Source organism: Geodermatophilus sp. URMC 61, from assembly GCF_052931555.1.
Genome location: NZ_JBRFHZ010000002.1, coordinates 2,344,294 through 2,363,324, shown reverse-complemented (window position 1 = coordinate 2,363,324; position 19,031 = coordinate 2,344,294). Strand labels below are relative to the sequence as shown.

The following is a 19,031-nucleotide window of genomic DNA, read 5'->3' as shown; positions in this document are numbered from 1 at the left end:
TCGGAGAGTGTCGGCGGCCGCGGTTACGGTCCAGGCATGGACGCTAGCGGAGGTCTCCCGGCCGGTCGGATCGTCGGGCTCCCGGCCACCGAGCTCGCCACCCGCGTCCGGTCCGGGGAGCTGACCGCCGTCGACGTCGTCCGCGCGCACCTGGCCCACCTCGACGAGGTCGAGCCGCGCATCGGGGCCTTCCGCGTCGTATGCCGGGAGGCCGCCCTGGCCGAGGCGCACGCCGTCGACACCGCACTCACCCGTTTCGCGATGCCGCTGGCCGGCGTGCCGGTGGCGGTCAAGGACAACGTCGCCGTCGCCGGTGAGGTCTGCACCGACGGCTGCGCCGCCCGCAGCGGTCCGCCGGAGACCCGCGACTCCGAGGTGGTCACCCGGCTGCGCCGGGCCGGGGCGGTCGTCGTCGGCATCACCCGCGTGCCCGAGCTGTGCCTCTACGGCGCCACCGACGGGCCGGGCACGGTCAGCCGCAACCCCTGGGACACCGCCCGCTCGCCGGCCGGCAGCTCCGGCGGCAGCGCGGCGGCGGTCGCCGCCGGCGTGGTCCCCATCGCACACGGCAACGACGGCATGGGCTCGCTGCGGCTGCCCGCCGCCGCCTGCGGGCTGGTCACCCTCAAGCCCGGCCGGGGCGTCGTGCCCGGCGGCATCGGCGCGGACGACTGGTCCGGCATGGCCGTCAACGGCGCGCTGGCCACCACGGTCGCCGACCTCGCCGTGGCGCACGCGGTGCTGGCGGGCGAGGAGCCCACCCCGCTCGAGGCACCCGGCCGGCCGCTGCGCATCGCCGTCTCGACCCGCTCCCCGGTGCCGGGCACGGGCGCCGACGGGCCCGCCCGGGCGGCGGTCGACACGGTGGTCGCAGCCCTCACCGCGGCCGGCCACACCGTCGTCCGCCGCGACCCGCCGATCACCCCGGGTGCCGCCGCCGGCGCACTGGCCCGCTGGATGGCCGGTGCCGCCGACGACGCCGCACACCTCGGCGTCCCGCTGGCCGGCCTCCAGCCGCGCAGCCGCACGCACGCGCGGATCGGCCGCGTCGTCCGAGCCGCCGGGCTGGTCCGGCCGGCCACCGCCGACCGGTTCCGCGAGCGCATGGTGCGGTTCTTCGCCGGGGAGGCCCTCGATCTGCTGCTGAGCCCGGTCGTGACCGGTCCGCCGCTGCCCGCCCGGCCGTGGCACGAGCGCTCGTTCCTGGCCAACGTGACGGCCAACGCCCGCTGGGCGCCGTGGACGGCGGCCTGGAACCTGGCCGGTCTCCCGGCGCTCGTGCTGCCCGCCGGCACGCGACCCACGGGGCAGCCGCTGGCGGTCCAGTTCGTCGGCCCCCCTGGTGCCGAGAGACGACTACTCTGGCTGGCCGGAGAGCTGGAGCGTCGGCTGCCCTGGCGCCGTCACGCGCCCGTCTTCGACCCCGCCGGAGCGTCGTCCCCGGCTCCCATCTGAGCACCCCGGCGAGCGGCAACGTCGCCGTCGTCACGGATTGCGCCCGGGCGGTGACGGCGTTGCCCGTATCGACATCTCGACACTCCCACCGCGGCCCCGGCGCGACCGGCCGGCCCGGCTGACCGACAGGGATCACATTGGACCGTCTCGTCGTCCGCGGCGCCCGTGAGCACAACCTCAAGGACGTCCACCTCGACCTGCCCCGCGACGCGCTGATCGTCTTCACGGGCCTGTCCGGATCGGGGAAGTCCAGCCTCGCCTTCGACACGATCTTCGCCGAGGGCCAGCGCCGCTACGTCGAGTCGCTGTCGGCCTACGCCCGCCAGTTCCTGGGCCAGATGGACAAGCCCGACGTCGACTTCATCGAAGGCCTCTCGCCGGCCGTCTCGATCGACCAGAAGTCGACCAACCGCAACCCGCGGTCGACCGTCGGCACGATCACCGAGGTCTACGACTACCTCCGGCTGCTGTACGCCCGCGCCGGGCAGCCGCACTGCCCCAACTGCGGCAAGCCGATCTCGCGCCAGACCCCGCAGCAGATCGTCGACCAGGTGCTGGCCATGGAGGAGGGCACCCGCTTCCAGGTGCTCGCCCCCGTCGTCCGGGCCCGCAAGGGCGAGTACGTCGACCTGTTCAGCTCGCTGCAGACCCAGGGCTTCTCCCGCGTCCGCGTCGACGGCGTCGTCCACCAGCTGACCGACCCGCCGAAGCTGAAGAAGCAGGAGAAGCACACGATCGAGGTGATCGTCGACCGGCTCACCGTCAAGGAGAGCGCGAAGCGGCGGCTCACCGACTCGGTGGAGACCGCGCTGGGCCTGGCCGGTGGCCTCGTCGTCCTCGACTTCGTCGACCTCCCCGAGGACGACCCCTACCGCGAGCGCACCTTCTCCGAGCACCTCGCCTGCGTGGACGACGGGTTGTCCTTCGAGGCGCTCGAGCCCCGGTCGTTCTCCTTCAACTCACCGTTCGGCGCCTGCCCCGAGTGCACCGGGATCGGCACCCGCAAGGAGGTCGACCCCGACCTCGTCGTGCCCGATCCGGAGAAGAGCCTGGCGCAGGGCGCGATCGCCCCGTGGGCCACCTCGATGAGCAACGAGTACTTCACCCGGCTGCTCACCGGCCTCTCCCAGCAGCTCGGCTTCTCCATGGACGACCCGTGGGAGCGGCTGCCGGCCAAGGTGCAGAAGGCCGTGCTGCACGGCTCGCCGGACCAGGTGCACGTCCGCTACCGGAACCGCTACGGCCGCGAGCGCAGCTACTACGCCGCGTTCGAGGGCGTGCTGCCCTTCCTGGAGCGGCGGCACGAGGACACCGACAGCGAGTTCATGCGGGACAAGTACGAGGGCTACATGCGCGACGTGCCCTGTCCCGTCTGCCACGGCACCCGGCTGAAGCCCGAGATCCTCGCGGTCAAGCTCAACGGCCGCTCGATCGCCGAGGTCACCGGGCTGTCCATCGGCGAGGCCTCGGAGTGGCTGGGCGCGCTGGAGCTGGGCGAGCGGGAGCGGGCGATCGCCGACCGCGTGCTCAGGGAGATCCAGGCGCGGCTGTCCTTCCTCGTCGACGTCGGCCTGGACTACCTCTCCCTGGACCGGCCCGCGGCGACCCTGGCCGGCGGGGAGGCGCAGCGGATCCGGCTGGCCACCCAGATCGGCTCCGGGCTGGTCGGCGTCCTGTACGTGCTCGACGAGCCCTCCATCGGGCTGCACCAGCGCGACAACACCCGGCTGATCGAGACCCTCGTGCGGCTGCGCGACATGGGCAACACGCTCATCGTCGTCGAGCACGACGAGGACACGATCAAGACCGCCGACTGGGTGGTCGACATCGGCCCGGGCGCCGGTGAGCACGGCGGCGAGGTCGTCGTCAGCGGCACCGTCGAGGAGCTGATGGCCAGCGAGCGGTCGCTGACCGGGCAGTACCTCTGCGGGCGCAAGGAGATCGCCGTCCCGCAGGTGCGCCGCCAGCCGACTCCGGGCCGCGAGCTGGTGGTCAAGGGTGCCCGCGAGCACAACCTCAAGGGCGTCGACGTCACCTTCCCGCTGGGCCTGCTCGTCGGGGTCACCGGCGTCTCGGGCTCGGGCAAGTCCAGCCTGGTCAACGACATCCTCTACACGACCCTCGCCAACGAGCTGAACCGCGCGCGGCTGGTGCCCGGGCGGCACCGCACGGTCACCGGCCTCGAGCACCTCGACAAGGTCGTGCACGTCGACCAGTCGCCCATCGGCCGCACCCCGCGGTCCAACCCGGCGACCTACACCGGGGTCTGGGACCACGTGCGGAAGCTGTTCGCCAGCACGTCCGAGGCGAAGATCCGCGGCTACCAGCCCGGCCGCTTCTCCTTCAACGTCAAGGGCGGCCGCTGCGAGGCCTGCTCCGGCGACGGCACGCTGAAGATCGAGATGAACTTCCTGCCGGACGTCTATGTGCCGTGCGAGGTGTGCAAGGGCGCCCGGTTCAACCGCGAGACCCTCGAGGTGCACTACAAGGGCAAGACGGTCGCCGAGGTCCTCGACATGCCCATCGAGGAGGCCGCTGACTTCTTCGCCGCCATCCCGGCGATCTCGCGGTACCTGCGCACGCTCACCGAGGTGGGGCTGGGCTACGTCCGGCTCGGCCAGCCGGCGACCACCCTCTCCGGCGGTGAGGCGCAGCGGGTCAAGCTGGCCAGCGAGCTGCAGAAGCGCTCCAACGGCCGCAGCATCTACGTGCTCGACGAGCCCACCACCGGGCTGCACTTCGAGGACATCCGCAAGCTGCTGATCGTGCTGCAGGGCCTGGTCGACAAGGGGAACTCGGTCATCGTCATCGAGCACAACCTCGACGTCATCAAGAGCGCCGACTGGCTCATCGACATGGGCCCCGAGGGCGGCTTCCGCGGCGGCACGGTCGTCGCCGAGGGGCCGCCGGAGTTCCTCGCCACGGTCCCGGAGAGCCACACCGGCCGGTACCTGGTGCCGATGCTCGACCCGGAGGCGGTGGCCGCCGCGGCCGCGCCGAAGAAGCGGGCGCGCAAGAAGGCCAGCTGAGCGGCCAGGCGGGGCCGGACGCCGGGCGTCCGGCCCCGCCTGGAGCCCTCGTTCCCGTCACCCCTCGTCACCAGCGTCGGCGGCCGGACGGAACGGAGGTGACGGGGTGGCCGAGCCGCGAGACCTATCCGCACGGCGTGACCTGCTGGATCGACACGGAGCAGCCCGATCCGGCCGAGGCAGCCGGTTTCTACGCCGGGCTCTTCGGCTGGACGTTCACCGACGCGCTGCCGCCGGACGCGCCCGGGGCCTACCTCGTCGCCACCCTCGACGGGCGGGACGTCGCCGCGATCGGCCCCGCGACGTCCGGCTCGGGCGGCGCGGCCTGGAACACCTACGTCGCGGTCGACGACGCGGACGCCACGGCGGCCGCGGTGGTCCGGCTCGGCGGCACGGTCTCGGCCGGTCCCGAGGACGCCGGGCCCGGTGGCCGTGCGGCGACGTGCACCGATCCCCAGGGGGCGGGGTTCCGGCTCTGGCAGGCGCGGCGCCGCCTCGGCGCGCAGTCGGTCAACACACCGGGCACCTGGAACTTCAGCGACCTCCACACGCCCGACCGCGACGCCGCGATGGCCTTCTACGGGCCGCTGTTCGGCTGGCTCGCCGTGGACATGGCGCAGGGGGCCGGCACGATGATCCAGGTCCCCGGATACGGCGACCACCTGGCGGCCACCGTGGACCCGGGCATCCACGAGCGGCAGGCGTCGGCGCCGCCGGGTTTCGCCGACGTCATCGGGGGCCTGGTGGTGGTCCCGGCGGGTGAGCCGGCCCGCTGGCACGTCACCTTCACCGTGGCCGACCGCGACGACAGCGTCTCCACCGCCGAGCGGCTCGGCGCGACGGTGGTGACCTCCTCCGACGACCTGTGGACGCGCACCGCGCTCCTGCGCGACCCCCAGGGGGCGCAGTGCACGATCGCCCAGTTCACCCCGCCCGGCGGGGAGTGGTGAGCCCGCCCGGGTCTGCCGGGCGGCGGTCGGACACCCGGGCGAGGATGGCCGGGTGTCCGATCCCGCGCGCACCCACGACCTGGTCGTCTACGGCGCCACCGGCTTCGCCGGCCGGCTGCTCGCCGCCTACCTGGCCGGGGCGGCGCCGTCCGACGTCCGCATCGGGCTGGCCGGCCGGTCGCTGAGCCGGCTCGAGCAGGTGCGCGGCGAGCTGCCGGCGGCCGCCCGCGACTGGCCGCTGGTCGAGGCCGACTCCACCGACGCCGCCTCGCTCGCCGCGCTGGCGGCCTCGACCCGGGTGCTCGCCACCACGGTGGGTCCGTACGTGCGCCACGGGCTGCCCGTCGTCGAGGCCTGCGCCCGGGCCGGCACCCACTACGCCGACCTCACCGGCGAGGTGCTGTTCGTCCGCCGGGCCATCGACCGCACCGACGCGGTCGCCCGCGACACCGGCGCCCGCGTCGTCCACGCCTGCGGTTACGACTCCATCCCCTCCGACCTCTCGGCCCTCCTGCTGGCCGAGCGCGCCCGGGCCGACGGCGCCGGCGGCCTGCGCGACGTGCAGCTGGTCGCCACCGCCCGCGGCGGGTTCAGCGGCGGCACCGTCGACTCCGTCCGGGCCCAGTTCGAGGAGCTGAGCCGCGACACGGCGGCCCGCCGACTGGTCGGGGACCCGTTCGCGCTGAGCCCCGACCGCGACGCCGAGCCCGACACGCGCCAGCCGCGGGACGCCGGTCCGCCGTCGCGCACGCCCGACGGCCGGTGGACGGCGCCCTTCGTCATGGCCCCGTTCAACACCCGCATCGTCCGGCGCAGCAACGCGCTGCAGGACTGGGCGTACGGCCGCGGGCTGCGCTACGGGGAGGTGATGGGCTGCGGGCGGGGGATCCGCGGTGCCGCGACGGCCACCGCGGTCACGGCCGCGCTGGCCGGCGTCGCCGCCGCGATGAGCCTGCCCCCGACCCGTGCCGTGCTGGACCGGGTGCTGCCCGAGCCGGGCACCGGCCCCGGCGAGCAGGCCCGGGCCCGCGGCTGGTTCCGCATGCAGGTCGACGCGACCACCGAGAGCGGGCGCGGGTACCGCGCCACCGTGGCCGGCCAGGGCGACCCGGGCTACGCCGCCACCGCGGTCATGCTGGGCCAGACCGTCCTCGGGCTGGCCCTGGACGGCGACCGGCTGCCCGACCGGGCCGGGTCGCTCACCCCGGCCACCGCACTCGGCTCCGTGCTGGTCGAGCGGCTGCGCGCCGCCGGGCACACCTACGAGGTCGCGGAGGCCTGAGCTCTCCGGCCGGGGACGCCGGCGCACTTGAACGGACGGCGACCCGCGCCCTACCCTCCGTGTGACCAACGTCACGTCCGCGTGTCGGCGTGACGTGTCTGCCATGGAGGAGGCGCCGATGAGTGCGCTCACGCCCGACTGTGACCCCGACCTGTCCAACTGCGGCTCGCCGACGGAACCGCCGCGCCGCGTGCGGTCCACGGTGGTCCTGCTCGCGTTGGTGACCCTCGGGGTGCTGGCAGTGACCGGGGAGGCGGTGCCGGGCGCGCTGGCCTTCCTCGCCGGCGGCGTGGGTCTGCTCTCGGCCCTCGTGCTGACCCGGCGGGCGGTGCGGCTGGCCGGCCGGGCCGGTGCCGCCGTCGCGGCGCACGGGCCCTGGGCCGGGGCGGTTCACCGCTCGCACCCGGTCGGCTGACCGCGGCGGGCCGACCCGGCTCTGCGCCGGCGGCGGGGAAGAGGCAGGCTGACCGGCGACGACGCCGTCCGAGGAGGCCCGCCCGATGACCAGCCCCGCCCCCGTCACCTGGACCGAGGCGCGCGACGGCGCCCGGCTGGCCGAGCGCCGCTGGACGCCCGACGGCGCCGTGCGGGGGACCGTCCAGCTGGTGCACGGGCTCTCCGAGCACGCCGGGCGGTACGAGCGGCTGGCTGGTGCGCTCACCGCCCGGGGGTTCGCCGTGGCCGCGCTCGACCAGCGGGGGCACGGGCGCACCGCGGAGTCCACCGGCCCCGGCGGCTTCGGTACGGGGGCGACGAGCGACGCCGTCCTCGACGACGTCCGTGACCAGGGGGAGCGGCTGGCCGCCGACCACCCCGGCGTCCCGCGCTTCCTGCTCGGCCACTCGCTGGGCTCGGCGGTCGCGCTGGCCTCCGCCGAGCGGGACGGCGCGGACCTGGCGGGCCTGGTGCTGTCCGGGCCGATCGGCGTCGCGCCGCACCTGGCCGAGGCGGTGCCGCAGCTGGAGGCGGCCGTCGCCGGCGGCCTGGGGGACCAGCCGATGGACGCCCTCGGCGCCTTCAACGCGCCCTTCGAGCCCGCCCGCACGCCCTACGACTGGCTCACCCGCGACCCGGCGGAGGTCGACGCCTACCTCGCCGACGCGCTCTGCGGCGACGACGTCCCGCCCACGTACCGCTACGGCGCCGGGATGTTCGTCCTGGTCACCCGGGGCGCGAGCCCCGAGGGCGTGGCCGGTCTGCCCGACGGCCTGCCGGTGCTGCTGCTGGCCCGGCAGCGCGACCCGGTCGGCGGGACCGACGCCGCCCAGGTCGCCGCGCTGGCCGACCTGCTGCGCGACCGCGGCCTGCCGGTGGAGCTGCGGGTCTACCCCGACGCCCGGCACGAGGTCTTCAACGAGACCAACCGCGAGGAGGTGACCGGCGACCTGCTCGCCTGGCTGGGTGCCCGGCTCGGTGGCTGACCGGCGTCCGAACCACACCGGTGTCATCTGGACGGCGAACCGTCGTCGGCCCGTCCTAACCTGGGGTGCATGCCCGACCCGTCCACGTACCGACCGGCGGTCGGCAGCATCCCGGAGTCACCCGGCGTCTACAAGTTCCGCGACCCCAACGGCCGGGTCGTCTACGTCGGCAAGGCCAAGAGCCTCCGGCAGCGGCTGAACAGCTACTTCGCCGACGTGGCGGGCCTGCACCCCCGCACCCGGCAGATGGTGACGACGGCGGCCAGCGTCGAGTGGACCGTCGTCGGCACCGAGGTCGAGGCCCTCCAGCTCGAGTACAACTGGATCAAGGAGTTCGACCCGCGGTTCAACGTCCGCTACCGCGACGACAAGAGCTACCCGTCGCTGGCCGTGACGCTGAACGAGGAGTACCCGCGGCTGCAGGTCATGCGCGGCCCGAAGAAGAAGGGCGTGCGCTACTTCGGCCCGTACGCGCACGCCTGGGCCATCCGCGAGACGCTCGACACCCTCACCCGGGTGTTCCCGGCGCGCACCTGCTCCAACGGCGTCTTCAAGCGCGCCGGCCAGATCGGCCGCCCGTGCCTGCTCGGGTACATCGGCAAATGCGCCGCACCGTGTGTCGGCCGGGTCTCCGCCGAGGAGCACCGGGAGATCGTCGACGGCTTCGTCGACTTCATGGCCGGCCGCACCGACCAGATGATCCGCCGCCTCGAGCGCGAGATGGCCGAGGCCGCCGAGGCGATGGAGTACGAGAAGGCCGCCCGGCTGCGCGACGACCTCGGCGCCCTGAAGCGGGCGATGGAGAAGCAGGCCGTCGTCCTCGGGGACGGCACCGACGCCGACGTCGTCGCCTTCGCGCAGGACGAGCTCGAGGCCTCGGTGCAGGTCTTCCACGTCCGCGGCGGGCGGGTCCGCGGCCAGCGCGGCTGGATCGTCGACAAGGTCGAGGAGGTCACCACCGGCGGGCTGGTCGAGCAGTTCCTGCTGCAGGTCTACGGGGGGGTCGACGAGGCGACCGGCGTCGGCGAGGCGGGGGAGGCGGTGCCCAGGGAGGTGCTCGTCCCCGAGCTGCCCGACGACGCCGACGTCTACGAGGAGCTGCTCAGCGAGCTCCGCGGCAGCCGGGTCAGCCTCCGGGTGCCCCAGCGCGGCGACAAGCGGGCCCTGCTGGAGACGGTGGAGCGCAACGCCAAGGAGGCCTTCGCCCGGCACCGGGTCAAGCGGGCCAGCGACCTCACGGCGCGCTCGCTGGCGCTCTCGGAGCTGCAGGAGGCGCTCGAGCTGCCCGAGGCGCCGCTGCGGATCGAGTGCATCGACATCTCGCACGTCCAGCAGACCAACGTCGTGGCGTCGATGGTCGTGTTCGAGGACGGGCTGGCGAAGAAGTCGGACTACCGCCGCTTCTCGGTCCAGCAGGGCACCGACGACACCGCGGCGATGGCCGAGGTGGTCCGGCGCCGGTTCGCCCGCCACCTCAAGGAGGAGGCCGACCGCCGCGACGAGCAGGGGGTCGCTGCGGAGGAGGGCCGGCCGCGCAGGTTCGCCTACCCGCCGAACCTGCTCGTGGTCGACGGCGGTGCGCCGCAGGTCGCCGCCGCCGCCCGGTCGCTCGACGAGCTCGGCGTCGTCGACGTCGCCGTGTGCGGGCTGGCCAAGCGGATGGAGGAGGTGTGGCTGCCCGGGGAGACGGACCCGGTCATCCTGCCGCGCACCTCCGAGGCGCTGTACCTGCTGCAGCGGGTGCGGGACGAGGCGCACCGTTTCGCGATCACCTACCACCGGCAGAAGCGGTCCACCAGCATGCTGGTCTCCCTGTTGGACGACGTCCCCGGTCTCGGGGAGGCACGGCGAAGGGCGCTGATGAAGCAGTTCGGGTCCCTCAAGCGGCTGCGGGCCGCCACCGTCGAGGAGCTGATGACCGTGCCCGGCATCGGCCGGCGGACGGCGGAGGCGGTGCTCGCGGCGGTGGCGGAACCGGCACCGGCACAGCCTGACGACGCCGTCCCTGCCGAGGAGCCCGTCGAGACGACGACCGCCCCGGCCGGCCCGGCCGAGCGCGGCACCCCCCGCAGCGGCTCCGGCGCCACCGCCGAGGTCGGACTGGTGGCCTCGTGAGCGGCTCCGTGGTCGAGCCGGTTCCGCCGGGCGGGAGCGGACGGGGGGCATCGTGACCGAACGGGCCGAGACCGCCGCCCAGGACACCGCACCCCGGGACGTCGAGCAGGACACCGGCCACCGGGACGACGGCCACCGGGACGACGGCCACCGGGACGACGGACACCGGGACACCGCCCACCTCGAGGTGCCCCCCGGCACGCCGGGCCACCCGCACAGCGACGTCCCGGCACCGCTGGACCCGACCTCCACCGAGACCTCGCCGCTGGACGTCGTCGTCGTCACCGGGCTCTCCGGCGCCGGCAAGAACAGCGCCGGCCGGGTGCTGGAGGACCTCGGCTGGTTCGTCGTCGACAACCTGCCGCCGGCTCTGCTGCTGCCGATGGTCGAGCTCGGCGCCCGCGGTGACGTCCGCCGGTTCGCCGCCGTCGTGGACGTGCGCAGCCGGGCCTTCTCCAGCGATCTGCAGGAGGCCATCCGGGTGCTCGCGGAGGCCGGCCACCACCCGCGGGTCGTGTACGTGCACGCGCGCGACGAGGTGCTGGTCCGCCGCTACGAGTCCAACCGGCGTGAGCACCCGCTCCAGGGCAGTGGCACGCTCATCGACGGCATCACCGAGGAGCGGGCGCTGCTGACCGGCATCGCCGGCGAGGCCGACCTCTGGGTCGACACCAGCGACCTCAACGTCCACCAGCTGCGCGCCACCCTGGAGAACGCCTTCGCCCGCGAGGGCAAGGCGCCGCCGCTGACCGCGACCGTGCTCAGCTTCGGGTTCAAGTACGGCTTGCCGCTGGACGCCGACCTCGTCGTCGACGCCCGCTTCCTGCCCAACCCGCACTGGCTGCCCCACCTGCGCCCGCACACCGGCCAGGACCCGGACGTGCGGGACTACGTCCTCGGCCAGGACGACGCCCGGCCCTTCCTCGACCGCTACACCGACGTGCTGCGCCTGCTCATCCCCGGCTACCGCCGCGAGGGGAAGCGCTATCTCACCCTCGCCGTGGGCTGCACCGGCGGCAAGCACCGCAGCGTCGCCATCGCCGAGGAGTTCGCCCGCCGGCTGCGCGCCGACGGCGTCGACACCACCGTCCAGCACCGCGACCTGGGCCGCGAGTAGTGGGGGCCCCGGAGCACACCCCGTCCCCCGGACCGGACGGGGCCGCGGCCCGGCCGCCGCGCGTGGTCGCCTTCGGCGGCGGCCACGGGCTGGCCGCCGCCCTCGCCGCCTGGCGGCGGATCACGCCGGAGCTCACGGCGGTGGTGACGGTCGCCGACGACGGCGGCTCCTCCGGGCGGATCCGGCGGGAGATGCCCGTGCTGCCGCCCGGGGACCTGCGGATGGCCCTGGCCGCCCTGGCCGGCGACGGCGAGGACACCCGGCAGCTGGCCGCGCTGCTGCAGCACCGCCTCGGCGGCACGGGTGTCCTCGCCGGCCACTCGGTGGGCAACCTGGTGCTCACCGGGCTTACCGAGATGCACGGCGGGGACACCGTCCGCGCGCTGGACGACGTGTGCCGACTGCTCGACGCCTGCGGGCGCGTGCTGCCGATGGCCGCCGTCCCGCTCGACCTGGTCGCCCAGGTGGAGAGCGCGGACCCCGACGACCCGGTGCGCACCCGCACGATCCGCGGGCAGTCGGCGATCGCCGCGACCCCCGGCCGGGTGCGCCACATCATCGTCTCGCCGCCCGACCCGCCGGTGGACCAGGCGGTTCTCGACGCGATCGCCACGGCCGACGTCGTCTCGCTCGGCCCGGGCTCCTGGTACACCTCCGTGCTGCCGCACCTGCTCGTGCCGCGGCTGCGCGCCGCGCTCGCCGCGAGCAGCGCCCGGGTGGTCGTCGTCCTCAACCTCGAACCGCAGCCGGGCGAGACCGACGGCTTCTCGCCGGAGGAGCACCTGACCGTCCTCCAGAGCCATCTCCGTGGAGTGGCGTTGCACACGGTGATCGCCGATGAGGAATCGGTGGTTGACCGCTGTGGTCTCCTGTCTGCGGTACGTGGATGCGGTGCCGAGCTCGTGCTGGCCCCGGTCGCCGAGGACGGCGGCGTGCCGCGCCACGACCCGGCGCGCCTCGCCGGAGCACTCCGGGAGGCGCTCGGGACGCGGCAGGGCATGGAAAAACGCGAGCGGGTGTCGCAACCTCACGTACCGGATCCGGTACGAGGGGGAGACGAAGGGAACGCCGCACATGGGGCTGGTTGAGCCCGGGGGAACGTGGGGGTGGACGGCATGGCGATGACGGCCATGGTCAAGGACGAGCTGTCGCGCGTGGAGTGCACGAAGACCTCCGAGCGCAAGGCGGAGGTCACCGCGCTGCTGCGGTTCAGCGGCGGCCTGCACATCGTCGGTGGTCGGGTGGTCATCGAGGCGGAGCTGGACACCGGGTCGGTGGCCCGTCGCCTGCGTCGCGACATCAGCGAGGTCTACGGCTACACCAGTGGCGTGAGCGTGCTGGCCGGCGGCAACATCCGCCGCGGGGTGCGCTACCTGGTCCGCATCGCCAAGCACGGCGAGGGCCTGGCCCGGCAGACGGGCCTGGTCGACCAGCGCGGTCGTCCGGTCCGCGGGCTGCCGCCGTCGGTGGTCAGCGGGGGCATCAACGACGCCGAGGCCGCCTGGCGCGGGGCCTTCCTGGCGCACGGCTCGCTGACCGAGCCCGGCCGCTCCTCCTCGCTGGAGGTCACCTGCCCCGGTCCCGAGGCCGCGATGGCGCTCGTGGGTGCGGCCCGCCGGCTGGGCATCGCCGCCAAGGCCCGCGAGGTCCGCGGTGCCGACCGGGTGGTCGTGCGGGACGGCGACGCGATCAGCGCGCTGCTGACCCGGATGGGTGCGCACGACGCGGTGCTGGCCTGGGAGGAGCGGCGGATGCGCCGCGAGGTCCGGGCGACCGCCAACCGGCTGGCCAACTTCGACGACGCCAACCTGCGCCGCTCGGCCCGTGCCGCGGTCGCTGCCAGCGCCCGAGTGGAGCGGGCGCTGGAGATCCTCAACGGCGACGCCCCCGAGCACCTGCTCATCGCCGGTCGGCTGCGGCTCGAGCACGGCCAGGCGTCGCTGGAGGAGCTCGGCCAGCGCGCCGAACCGCCCATGACCAAGGACGCCGTCGCCGGCCGGATCCGCCGGCTGCTCGCCATGGCCGACAAGCGGGCCAAGGACCTCGGCATCCCGGACACCGAGTCCGTCGTCACCGAGGACATGCTGACCCAGTAGACGTCGGCACCGCGGTCCCCGCGGCGCGCTGACCGGCGGTCGTCGCTGGAGGCCCCTCCCTCGACCGGCTGAGGGGCCTCCAGCCGACCGAGCCGGGCGTCGGCCGGCACCGGTCGCCCGCGAGCAGGGGGTCGACACCGCGCTCGCGGCTCGGCGGCCGGGAGTCCGTGCTGGTCCTGCCCAGCGCCGGGCGGGAGCAGGCGATCGAGCGCGCCGAGCAGGTCCGTCGGGAGGGCGCAGACCGGGCCCCTGCACCGCCGAGGCCACCGGCCGGAACCGGGTTGTTGCCGCGGGTCCCCGGCGGCCCCGACGACGTCCCGGTCCCGGCTACCGGCTGCACCGTCGTCCCGGAGCCGGTCCCCGGCCGCTGAACCTGGACCGGACGGCCGGGGCCCTGGCCGATAGGGTCGTCGCAGATCGCGGCCGCGCGCCCGTGCGGCCGACCGACGCGACAGACCGATCGAGCACATGGAGGGTCAGCTGTGACCGTACGAGTGGGCATCAACGGTTTCGGCCGGATCGGACGCAACTTCTGGCGGGCCGCCGCGGCCAGCGGCAAGGACATCGAGATCGTGGCGGTGAACGACCTCACCAGCCCCGAGGTCCTCGCGCACCTGCTGAAGTACGACAGCATCCTGGGCGTGCTGTCCGAGGACGTCGCCGCCGACGGCGAGGGCATCAAGATCAGCGGGAGCACCATGAAGGTGCTCTCGGAGCGCGACCCCGCCAACCTGCCGTGGGGCGACCTGGGCGTCGACGTCGTCGTCGAGTCCACCGGCTTCTTCACCAAGGCCGACGACGCGCGCAAGCACGTGGACGCCGGCGGCGCCAAGAAGGTCGTCATCTCGGCGCCGGCCACGGGCGACGACCTCACCATCGTCATGGGCGTCAACCACGACAGGTACGACGGTTCCCAGACGATCATCAGCAACGCGTCCTGCACGACGAACTGCCTGGCCCCGCTGGCCAAGGTCCTCAACGACAGCTTCGGCATCGAGCGCGGTCTCATGACCACGATCCACGCCTACACCGCCGACCAGAACCTGCAGGACGGGCCGCACAAGGACCTGCGTCGCGCCCGCGCCGCCGCGCTCAACATGGTCCCGACCTCGACCGGTGCGGCCAAGGCGATCGGCCTGGTCCTGCCCGAGCTCAACGGCAAGCTCGACGGGTATGCCGTCCGCGTCCCGGTGCCCACCGGCTCGGCCACCGACCTCACCGTCCAGCTCTCCCGCGAGGTGCCGGCCGACGAGATCGACGCCGCCTACCGCGAGGCCGCCTCGGGCCCGCTGGCCGGGATCCTGAAGTACACCGACGCCCCGATCGTCTCCTCCGACATCGTCACCGACCCGGCCAGCTGCATCTACGACAGCAAGCTGACCAAGGTCTTCGGCCCGATGGCCAAGGTGCTCGGCTGGTACGACAACGAGTGGGGCTACTCGAACCGCCTCGTCGACTCGGTCGAGCTCGTCGGGCGCTCGCTGTAGCGATGCGGACCCTCGACGACCTGCTCGCCGAGGGCGTCTCGGGTCGGCGCGTGTTCCTGCGCGCCGACCTGAACGTCCCCCTGGACAAGACCACCCGGGCCATCACCGACGACGGTCGGATCCGCGCCAGCCTGCCCACCCTGCAGGCGCTGCGCGACGCCGGCGCCCGCGTCGTGGTCGCCGCCCACCTGGGGCGGCCCAAGGGCGCGCCGGATCCGCAGTACTCGCTGGCGCCGGTCGCCGCGCGGCTCGGTGAGCTGCTCGGCGCCGACGTCCCGCTGGCCGCCGACGTCGCCGGGGACGACGCCCGGTCCCGGGCCGACGCGCTCGGCGACGGCGACGTCCTGCTCCTGGAGAACGTCCGGTTCGAGGCCGCCGAGACGTCGAAGGACGACGCCGAGCGGGGCGAGCTGGCCGACCGGTTCGCCGCCCTCGCCGACGTCTTCGTCGACGACGCGTTCGGCGCGGTGCACCGCAAGCACGCCTCGGTGTACGACGTGGCGCTGCGGCTACCGCACGTCGCCGGGCGGCTGGTGGCCACCGAGCTGGACGTGCTGACCCGGCTGACGCAGGACCCCGAGCGGCCCTACGTCGTCGTGCTCGGCGGCTCGAAGGTCAGCGACAAGCTCGCCGTCATCGAGGCGCTGCTGCCCAAGGTCGACCGGCTGCTGGTCGGCGGGGGGATGTGCTTCACCTTCCTCGCCGCCCAGGGCCACGGCGTCGGGCGGTCGCTGCTGGAGACTGACCAGGTCGAGACCTGCAAGCGCCTGCTGGCCGAGGCGGGGGAGCGGATCGTGCTGCCGGTCGACGTCGTCTGCGCGCCCGAGTTCAGCGCAGAGGTGGAGACGACCACCGTCCCCGTCGACCAGATCCCGGACGACCAGATGGGCCTGGACGTCGGCCCGCGCACGGTGGAGGCGTTCGGCCGCGAGCTGGGGGGTGCCCGCACCGTCTTCTGGAACGGCCCGATGGGCGTCTTCGAGCTCGCGCCGTTCCAGGCCGGCACCCGCGGGGTGGCCGAGGCGGTGGCCGCGGTCGACGGCCTGTCGGTCGTCGGCGGCGGCGACTCCGCCGCCGCGGTGCGCCAGCTCGGCCTCGACGAGGCTGCCTACGGCCACATCAGCACCGGCGGCGGCGCGTCGCTGGAGTACCTCGAGGGCCGTGAACTGCCCGGCCTCGCGGTGCTGGCCGACTGAGCGAGGAGGACGGACGTGGCACGCAGGGGCACTCCCGCACGCCGTGAGGGACGCCGGCCGCTCATCGCCGGCAACTGGAAGATGCACCTCACCCACCTCGAGGCCATCGGGCTGGTGCAGAAGCTGGCCTTCAGCCTCAAGGAGCCCGAGCTGGAGGCCGCCGAGGTCGTCGTCCTGCCGCCGTTCACCGCGCTGCGCAGCGTGCAGACGCTGGTGACCGGCGACAAGCTCGAGATCGGCTACGGCGCGCAGGACCTCTCGGTGCAGGACTCCGGCGCCTACACCGGCGAGGTCAGCGGCGCGATGCTCGCCGCGCTGGCCTGCCGCTACGTCGTCGTCGGCCACTCCGAGCGGCGCGCGCTGCACGGCGAGGACGACGCCGTGGTGGCCGGCAAGGTGCAGGCGGCCCTGCGGCACGGGCTGGTGCCGATCCTCTGCGTGGGGGAGGGGCTGGAGGTGCGCCGGGCCGGCGAGCACGTCGGGCACTGCACCGCCCAGCTCGACGCCGCGCTCGAGGGGCTGACCGCCGAGCAACTGGCGGGTTCCGGCGAAGGCGCCGGCGTGGGTTCCGGGTCCGGCGGGGGAGTGGTCATCGCCTACGAGCCCGTGTGGGCGATCGGCACCGGCGAGGTCGCCACGCCCGAGGACGCTCAGGAGGTGTGTGCTGCCCTACGGTCACGGCTCGCCGAGCGTTTCGGCGCCGAGACCGCCGGGATCGTCCGTATCCTCTACGGCGGGTCGGTGAAGGCCGCCAACACGGCCGGGATCCTGGCCGGGCCGGACGTCGACGGTGCCCTCGTCGGTGGCGCCAGCCTGGACGCCGACGAGTTCGCGCAGATCTGTCGGACAGCCGCCGACGGCGGCTGACCGCCGCCGCCGGACGGGCGGGGAGCGGGTGGGGTGGACAGCACGCTGGAGCGGGGCCCCGCCTGGGCGCGGGGCACCCGCGGCCGGGTGGCCGGCATCGCCGCCGTCGTCCTGCTGGTGGTCGGGGTGGCGGTCAGCTGCGCCAATGCCGGTGAGGACAGCCCCACGCTCCCCGTCTTCGGTGGCGGCCCGGACACCGGTGTCACCGGCGTCCGGGCGCCGTCCGAGGCCGCCGGCGGCACGCTGCGGGTGGTGACCGGCGAGGTCGACAACCTCGACCCGCAGCGCTCCTACCTCCCCGGCGTGTGGAACCTCATGCGGCTCTACACCCGCACGCTGGTCAGTTACTCCTCCGAGCCCGGCCACACCGGCGAGCTGGTGCCCGACCTCGCCACGGACCTCGGCACCACGCCGGACGGCGGCACCACCTGGACCTTCACCCTCCGCGAGGGCGTCCGCTTCGAGACCGGCGCGCCGATCACCTCGCGCGACGTCAAGTACGGCATCGAGCGCTCGTTCGCCTCGGACGTCGTCGTCGGCGGTCCCACACGGGTGGTCGAGCTGCTCGACGACCCGGGCAACCCCTACGCCGGCCCGTACCAGGACGAGACCCCCGGCAGGCTGGGCCTGGCCTCGGTCGAGACCCCCGACGACCGCACGATCACCTTCCGGCTGCGCTCGCCGCAGCCGGACTTCCCGTACGTCATGGCGCTGCCCTCGAGCAGCCCGGTCCCGGCCGACAGCGACACCGGCGCCGAGTACGGCCGCGACCCGGTGTCCTCCGGCCCGTACGTGGTCGCCACACGGGACGACGTCACCGGCATCGTGCTCGAGCGCAACCCGCAGTGGGACCCCGCGACCGACCAGGTCCGGACCGCGCTGCCCGACCGGGTCGTCGTGCGCACCGGGCTGACCGGCGTGGAGCGCGACCAGGCGCTGCTGGCCGGCTCGGCCGACGTCGACGTCTCCGGCACCGGCATCCAGGCGCCGACGACGGCCCGACTGGGCGAGGACGCCGGCGGCGACGTCCGGCTGGTCGACCGCATCGACGAGGTGACCAACAACGTCGTCCGGCTGCTCGCCCTGCCGACCGACGTCGCGCCGTTCGACGACCCGGCCTGCCGGGCCGCGGTCGCCGCCGTGGTCGACCGCGCCGCGGTGCAGGAGGTGCTCGGCGGTCCGGCGGAGGCGGTGCGCACCTCGCAGCTGTGGCCGCGCGGTGTGGAGGGGGCGCCGGAGGAGCCGGACCCGACGCCCGACCCGGCCGCGGCCGAGGAGGCCCTCGCGACCTGCGGGCAGCCGGAGGGCTTCGACACCGTGCTCGCCGTCCCGGACGCCCCGACGGGTGTGGCGGTCGCCGAGGAGGTGGCCGAGCAGCTGTCCCGCATCGGCATCCGGGCTCAGGTCCGCCCCCTCGACGCGCCCAGCTTCTACGCCACCGAGGTCGGCAACCCCGACCGGGTCCGCGACAACGGCATCGGCATCGTGCTGGCCACCTGGACCGCCGACTTCCCGACCCCCGGCTCGTTCCTCGTGCCGCTGGTCGACGGGCGGTCGGTGAGCACCGTCGGCAACACCAACTTCGCTCGGCTCGCCGACCCCGCGATCGACCGGCTCATCGACGCCGCGCGCACGGCCGCCGGCGACCCCGAGGCCGCCCGCGCCGCGTGGCGCAAGGTGGCGACCGCGGCCACCGCCACCGGCGCGTACGTACCCCTCGCCGAGTCGCGGGTGCAGCTGCTGGCCGGTCAGCGGCTGCGCAACGGCGTGGTGATGGGCCCGTACACGAGCTACGACCTCGCGACCGCCGGCGTCCGCTGACGGCCCGGGGAGCATCGCAGCGAGCGCTGCGAGCGAGGAGCGGACCCGGGCGCGGAAGCGGACCGTGGGCACAGCCGCTGACAGCCCGGGGAGCATCGCAGCGAGCGCTGCGAGCGAGGAGCGGACCCGGGCGCGGAAGCGGACCGTGGGCACAGCCGCTGACGGCCCGGGGAGCGGCGGACACGGTCGGCTGGA

The 19,031-nt window shown here is 74.6% G+C and carries 14 protein-coding genes; all 14 read left to right on the top strand.

What is annotated here, in order from left to right; all coding sequences use genetic code 11:
• Positions 1-36 precede the first annotated feature (36 nt).
• Positions 37-1,455 (top strand): amidase, encoded by a 1,419-nt coding sequence (locus tag ACU610_RS10845; protein ID WP_446767719.1) that lies wholly within the window; start codon positions 37-39, stop codon positions 1,453-1,455.
• Positions 1,456-1,592: 137 nt separating this feature from the next.
• Complete coding sequence (gene uvrA, locus ACU610_RS10840) at positions 1,593-4,484, top strand: excinuclease ABC subunit UvrA (protein WP_446767718.1); 2,892 nt, start codon at positions 1,593-1,595, stop codon at positions 4,482-4,484.
• Positions 4,485-4,582: 98 nt separating this feature from the next.
• Positions 4,583-5,434, top strand: a complete 852-nt coding sequence (locus ACU610_RS10835; protein ID WP_446767717.1) for a VOC family protein — start codon at positions 4,583-4,585, stop codon at positions 5,432-5,434.
• A 52-nt stretch (positions 5,435-5,486) separates the two neighbouring features.
• On the top strand, positions 5,487-6,716 hold the full coding sequence (locus tag ACU610_RS10830; protein WP_446767716.1) for a saccharopine dehydrogenase family protein: 1,230 nt from the start codon (positions 5,487-5,489) through the stop codon (positions 6,714-6,716).
• A 118-nt stretch (positions 6,717-6,834) separates the two neighbouring features.
• A complete protein-coding gene (locus ACU610_RS10825) occupies positions 6,835-7,131 on the top strand; it encodes a hypothetical protein (protein WP_446767715.1) in 297 nt (98 codons plus the stop codon).
• An 85-nt stretch (positions 7,132-7,216) separates the two neighbouring features.
• Positions 7,217-8,137, top strand: coding sequence for an alpha/beta fold hydrolase (locus ACU610_RS10820; RefSeq protein WP_446767714.1), 921 nt, complete (start codon positions 7,217-7,219; stop codon positions 8,135-8,137).
• 69 nt (positions 8,138-8,206) lie between these two features.
• Positions 8,207-10,252, top strand: a complete 2,046-nt coding sequence (uvrC, locus tag ACU610_RS10815; RefSeq protein WP_446767713.1) for an excinuclease ABC subunit UvrC — start codon at positions 8,207-8,209, stop codon at positions 10,250-10,252.
• 52 nt (positions 10,253-10,304) lie between these two features.
• On the top strand, positions 10,305-11,369 hold the full coding sequence (rapZ, locus tag ACU610_RS10810) for an RNase adapter RapZ (protein ID WP_446767712.1): 1,065 nt from the start codon (positions 10,305-10,307) through the stop codon (positions 11,367-11,369).
• Complete coding sequence (locus tag ACU610_RS10805) at positions 11,369-12,457, top strand: gluconeogenesis factor YvcK family protein (RefSeq protein ID WP_446767711.1); 1,089 nt, start codon at positions 11,369-11,371, stop codon at positions 12,455-12,457. Before rapZ ends, ACU610_RS10805 begins: the two co-directional genes overlap by 1 nt.
• Positions 12,458-12,484: 27 nt before the next feature.
• Positions 12,485-13,465, top strand: coding sequence for a DNA-binding protein WhiA (whiA, locus tag ACU610_RS10800; protein WP_446767710.1), 981 nt, complete (start codon positions 12,485-12,487; stop codon positions 13,463-13,465).
• Between the two features lie 482 nt (positions 13,466-13,947).
• Positions 13,948-14,952, top strand: coding sequence for a type I glyceraldehyde-3-phosphate dehydrogenase (gene gap / locus ACU610_RS10795; RefSeq protein ID WP_446767709.1), 1,005 nt, complete (start codon positions 13,948-13,950; stop codon positions 14,950-14,952).
• Positions 14,953-14,954: 2 nt separating this feature from the next.
• A complete protein-coding gene (locus ACU610_RS10790; protein WP_446767708.1) occupies positions 14,955-16,148 on the top strand; it encodes a phosphoglycerate kinase in 1,194 nt (397 codons plus the stop codon).
• 15 nt (positions 16,149-16,163) lie between these two features.
• Positions 16,164-17,015: a triose-phosphate isomerase gene (gene tpiA / locus ACU610_RS10785; protein WP_446767707.1), complete on the top strand. Its 852-nt coding sequence runs from the start codon at positions 16,164-16,166 to the stop codon at positions 17,013-17,015.
• A 33-nt stretch (positions 17,016-17,048) separates the two neighbouring features.
• Positions 17,049-18,836, top strand: a complete 1,788-nt coding sequence (locus ACU610_RS10780) for an ABC transporter substrate-binding protein (RefSeq protein ID WP_446767706.1) — start codon at positions 17,049-17,051, stop codon at positions 18,834-18,836.
• The last annotated feature ends 195 nt before the right edge of the window (positions 18,837-19,031 follow it).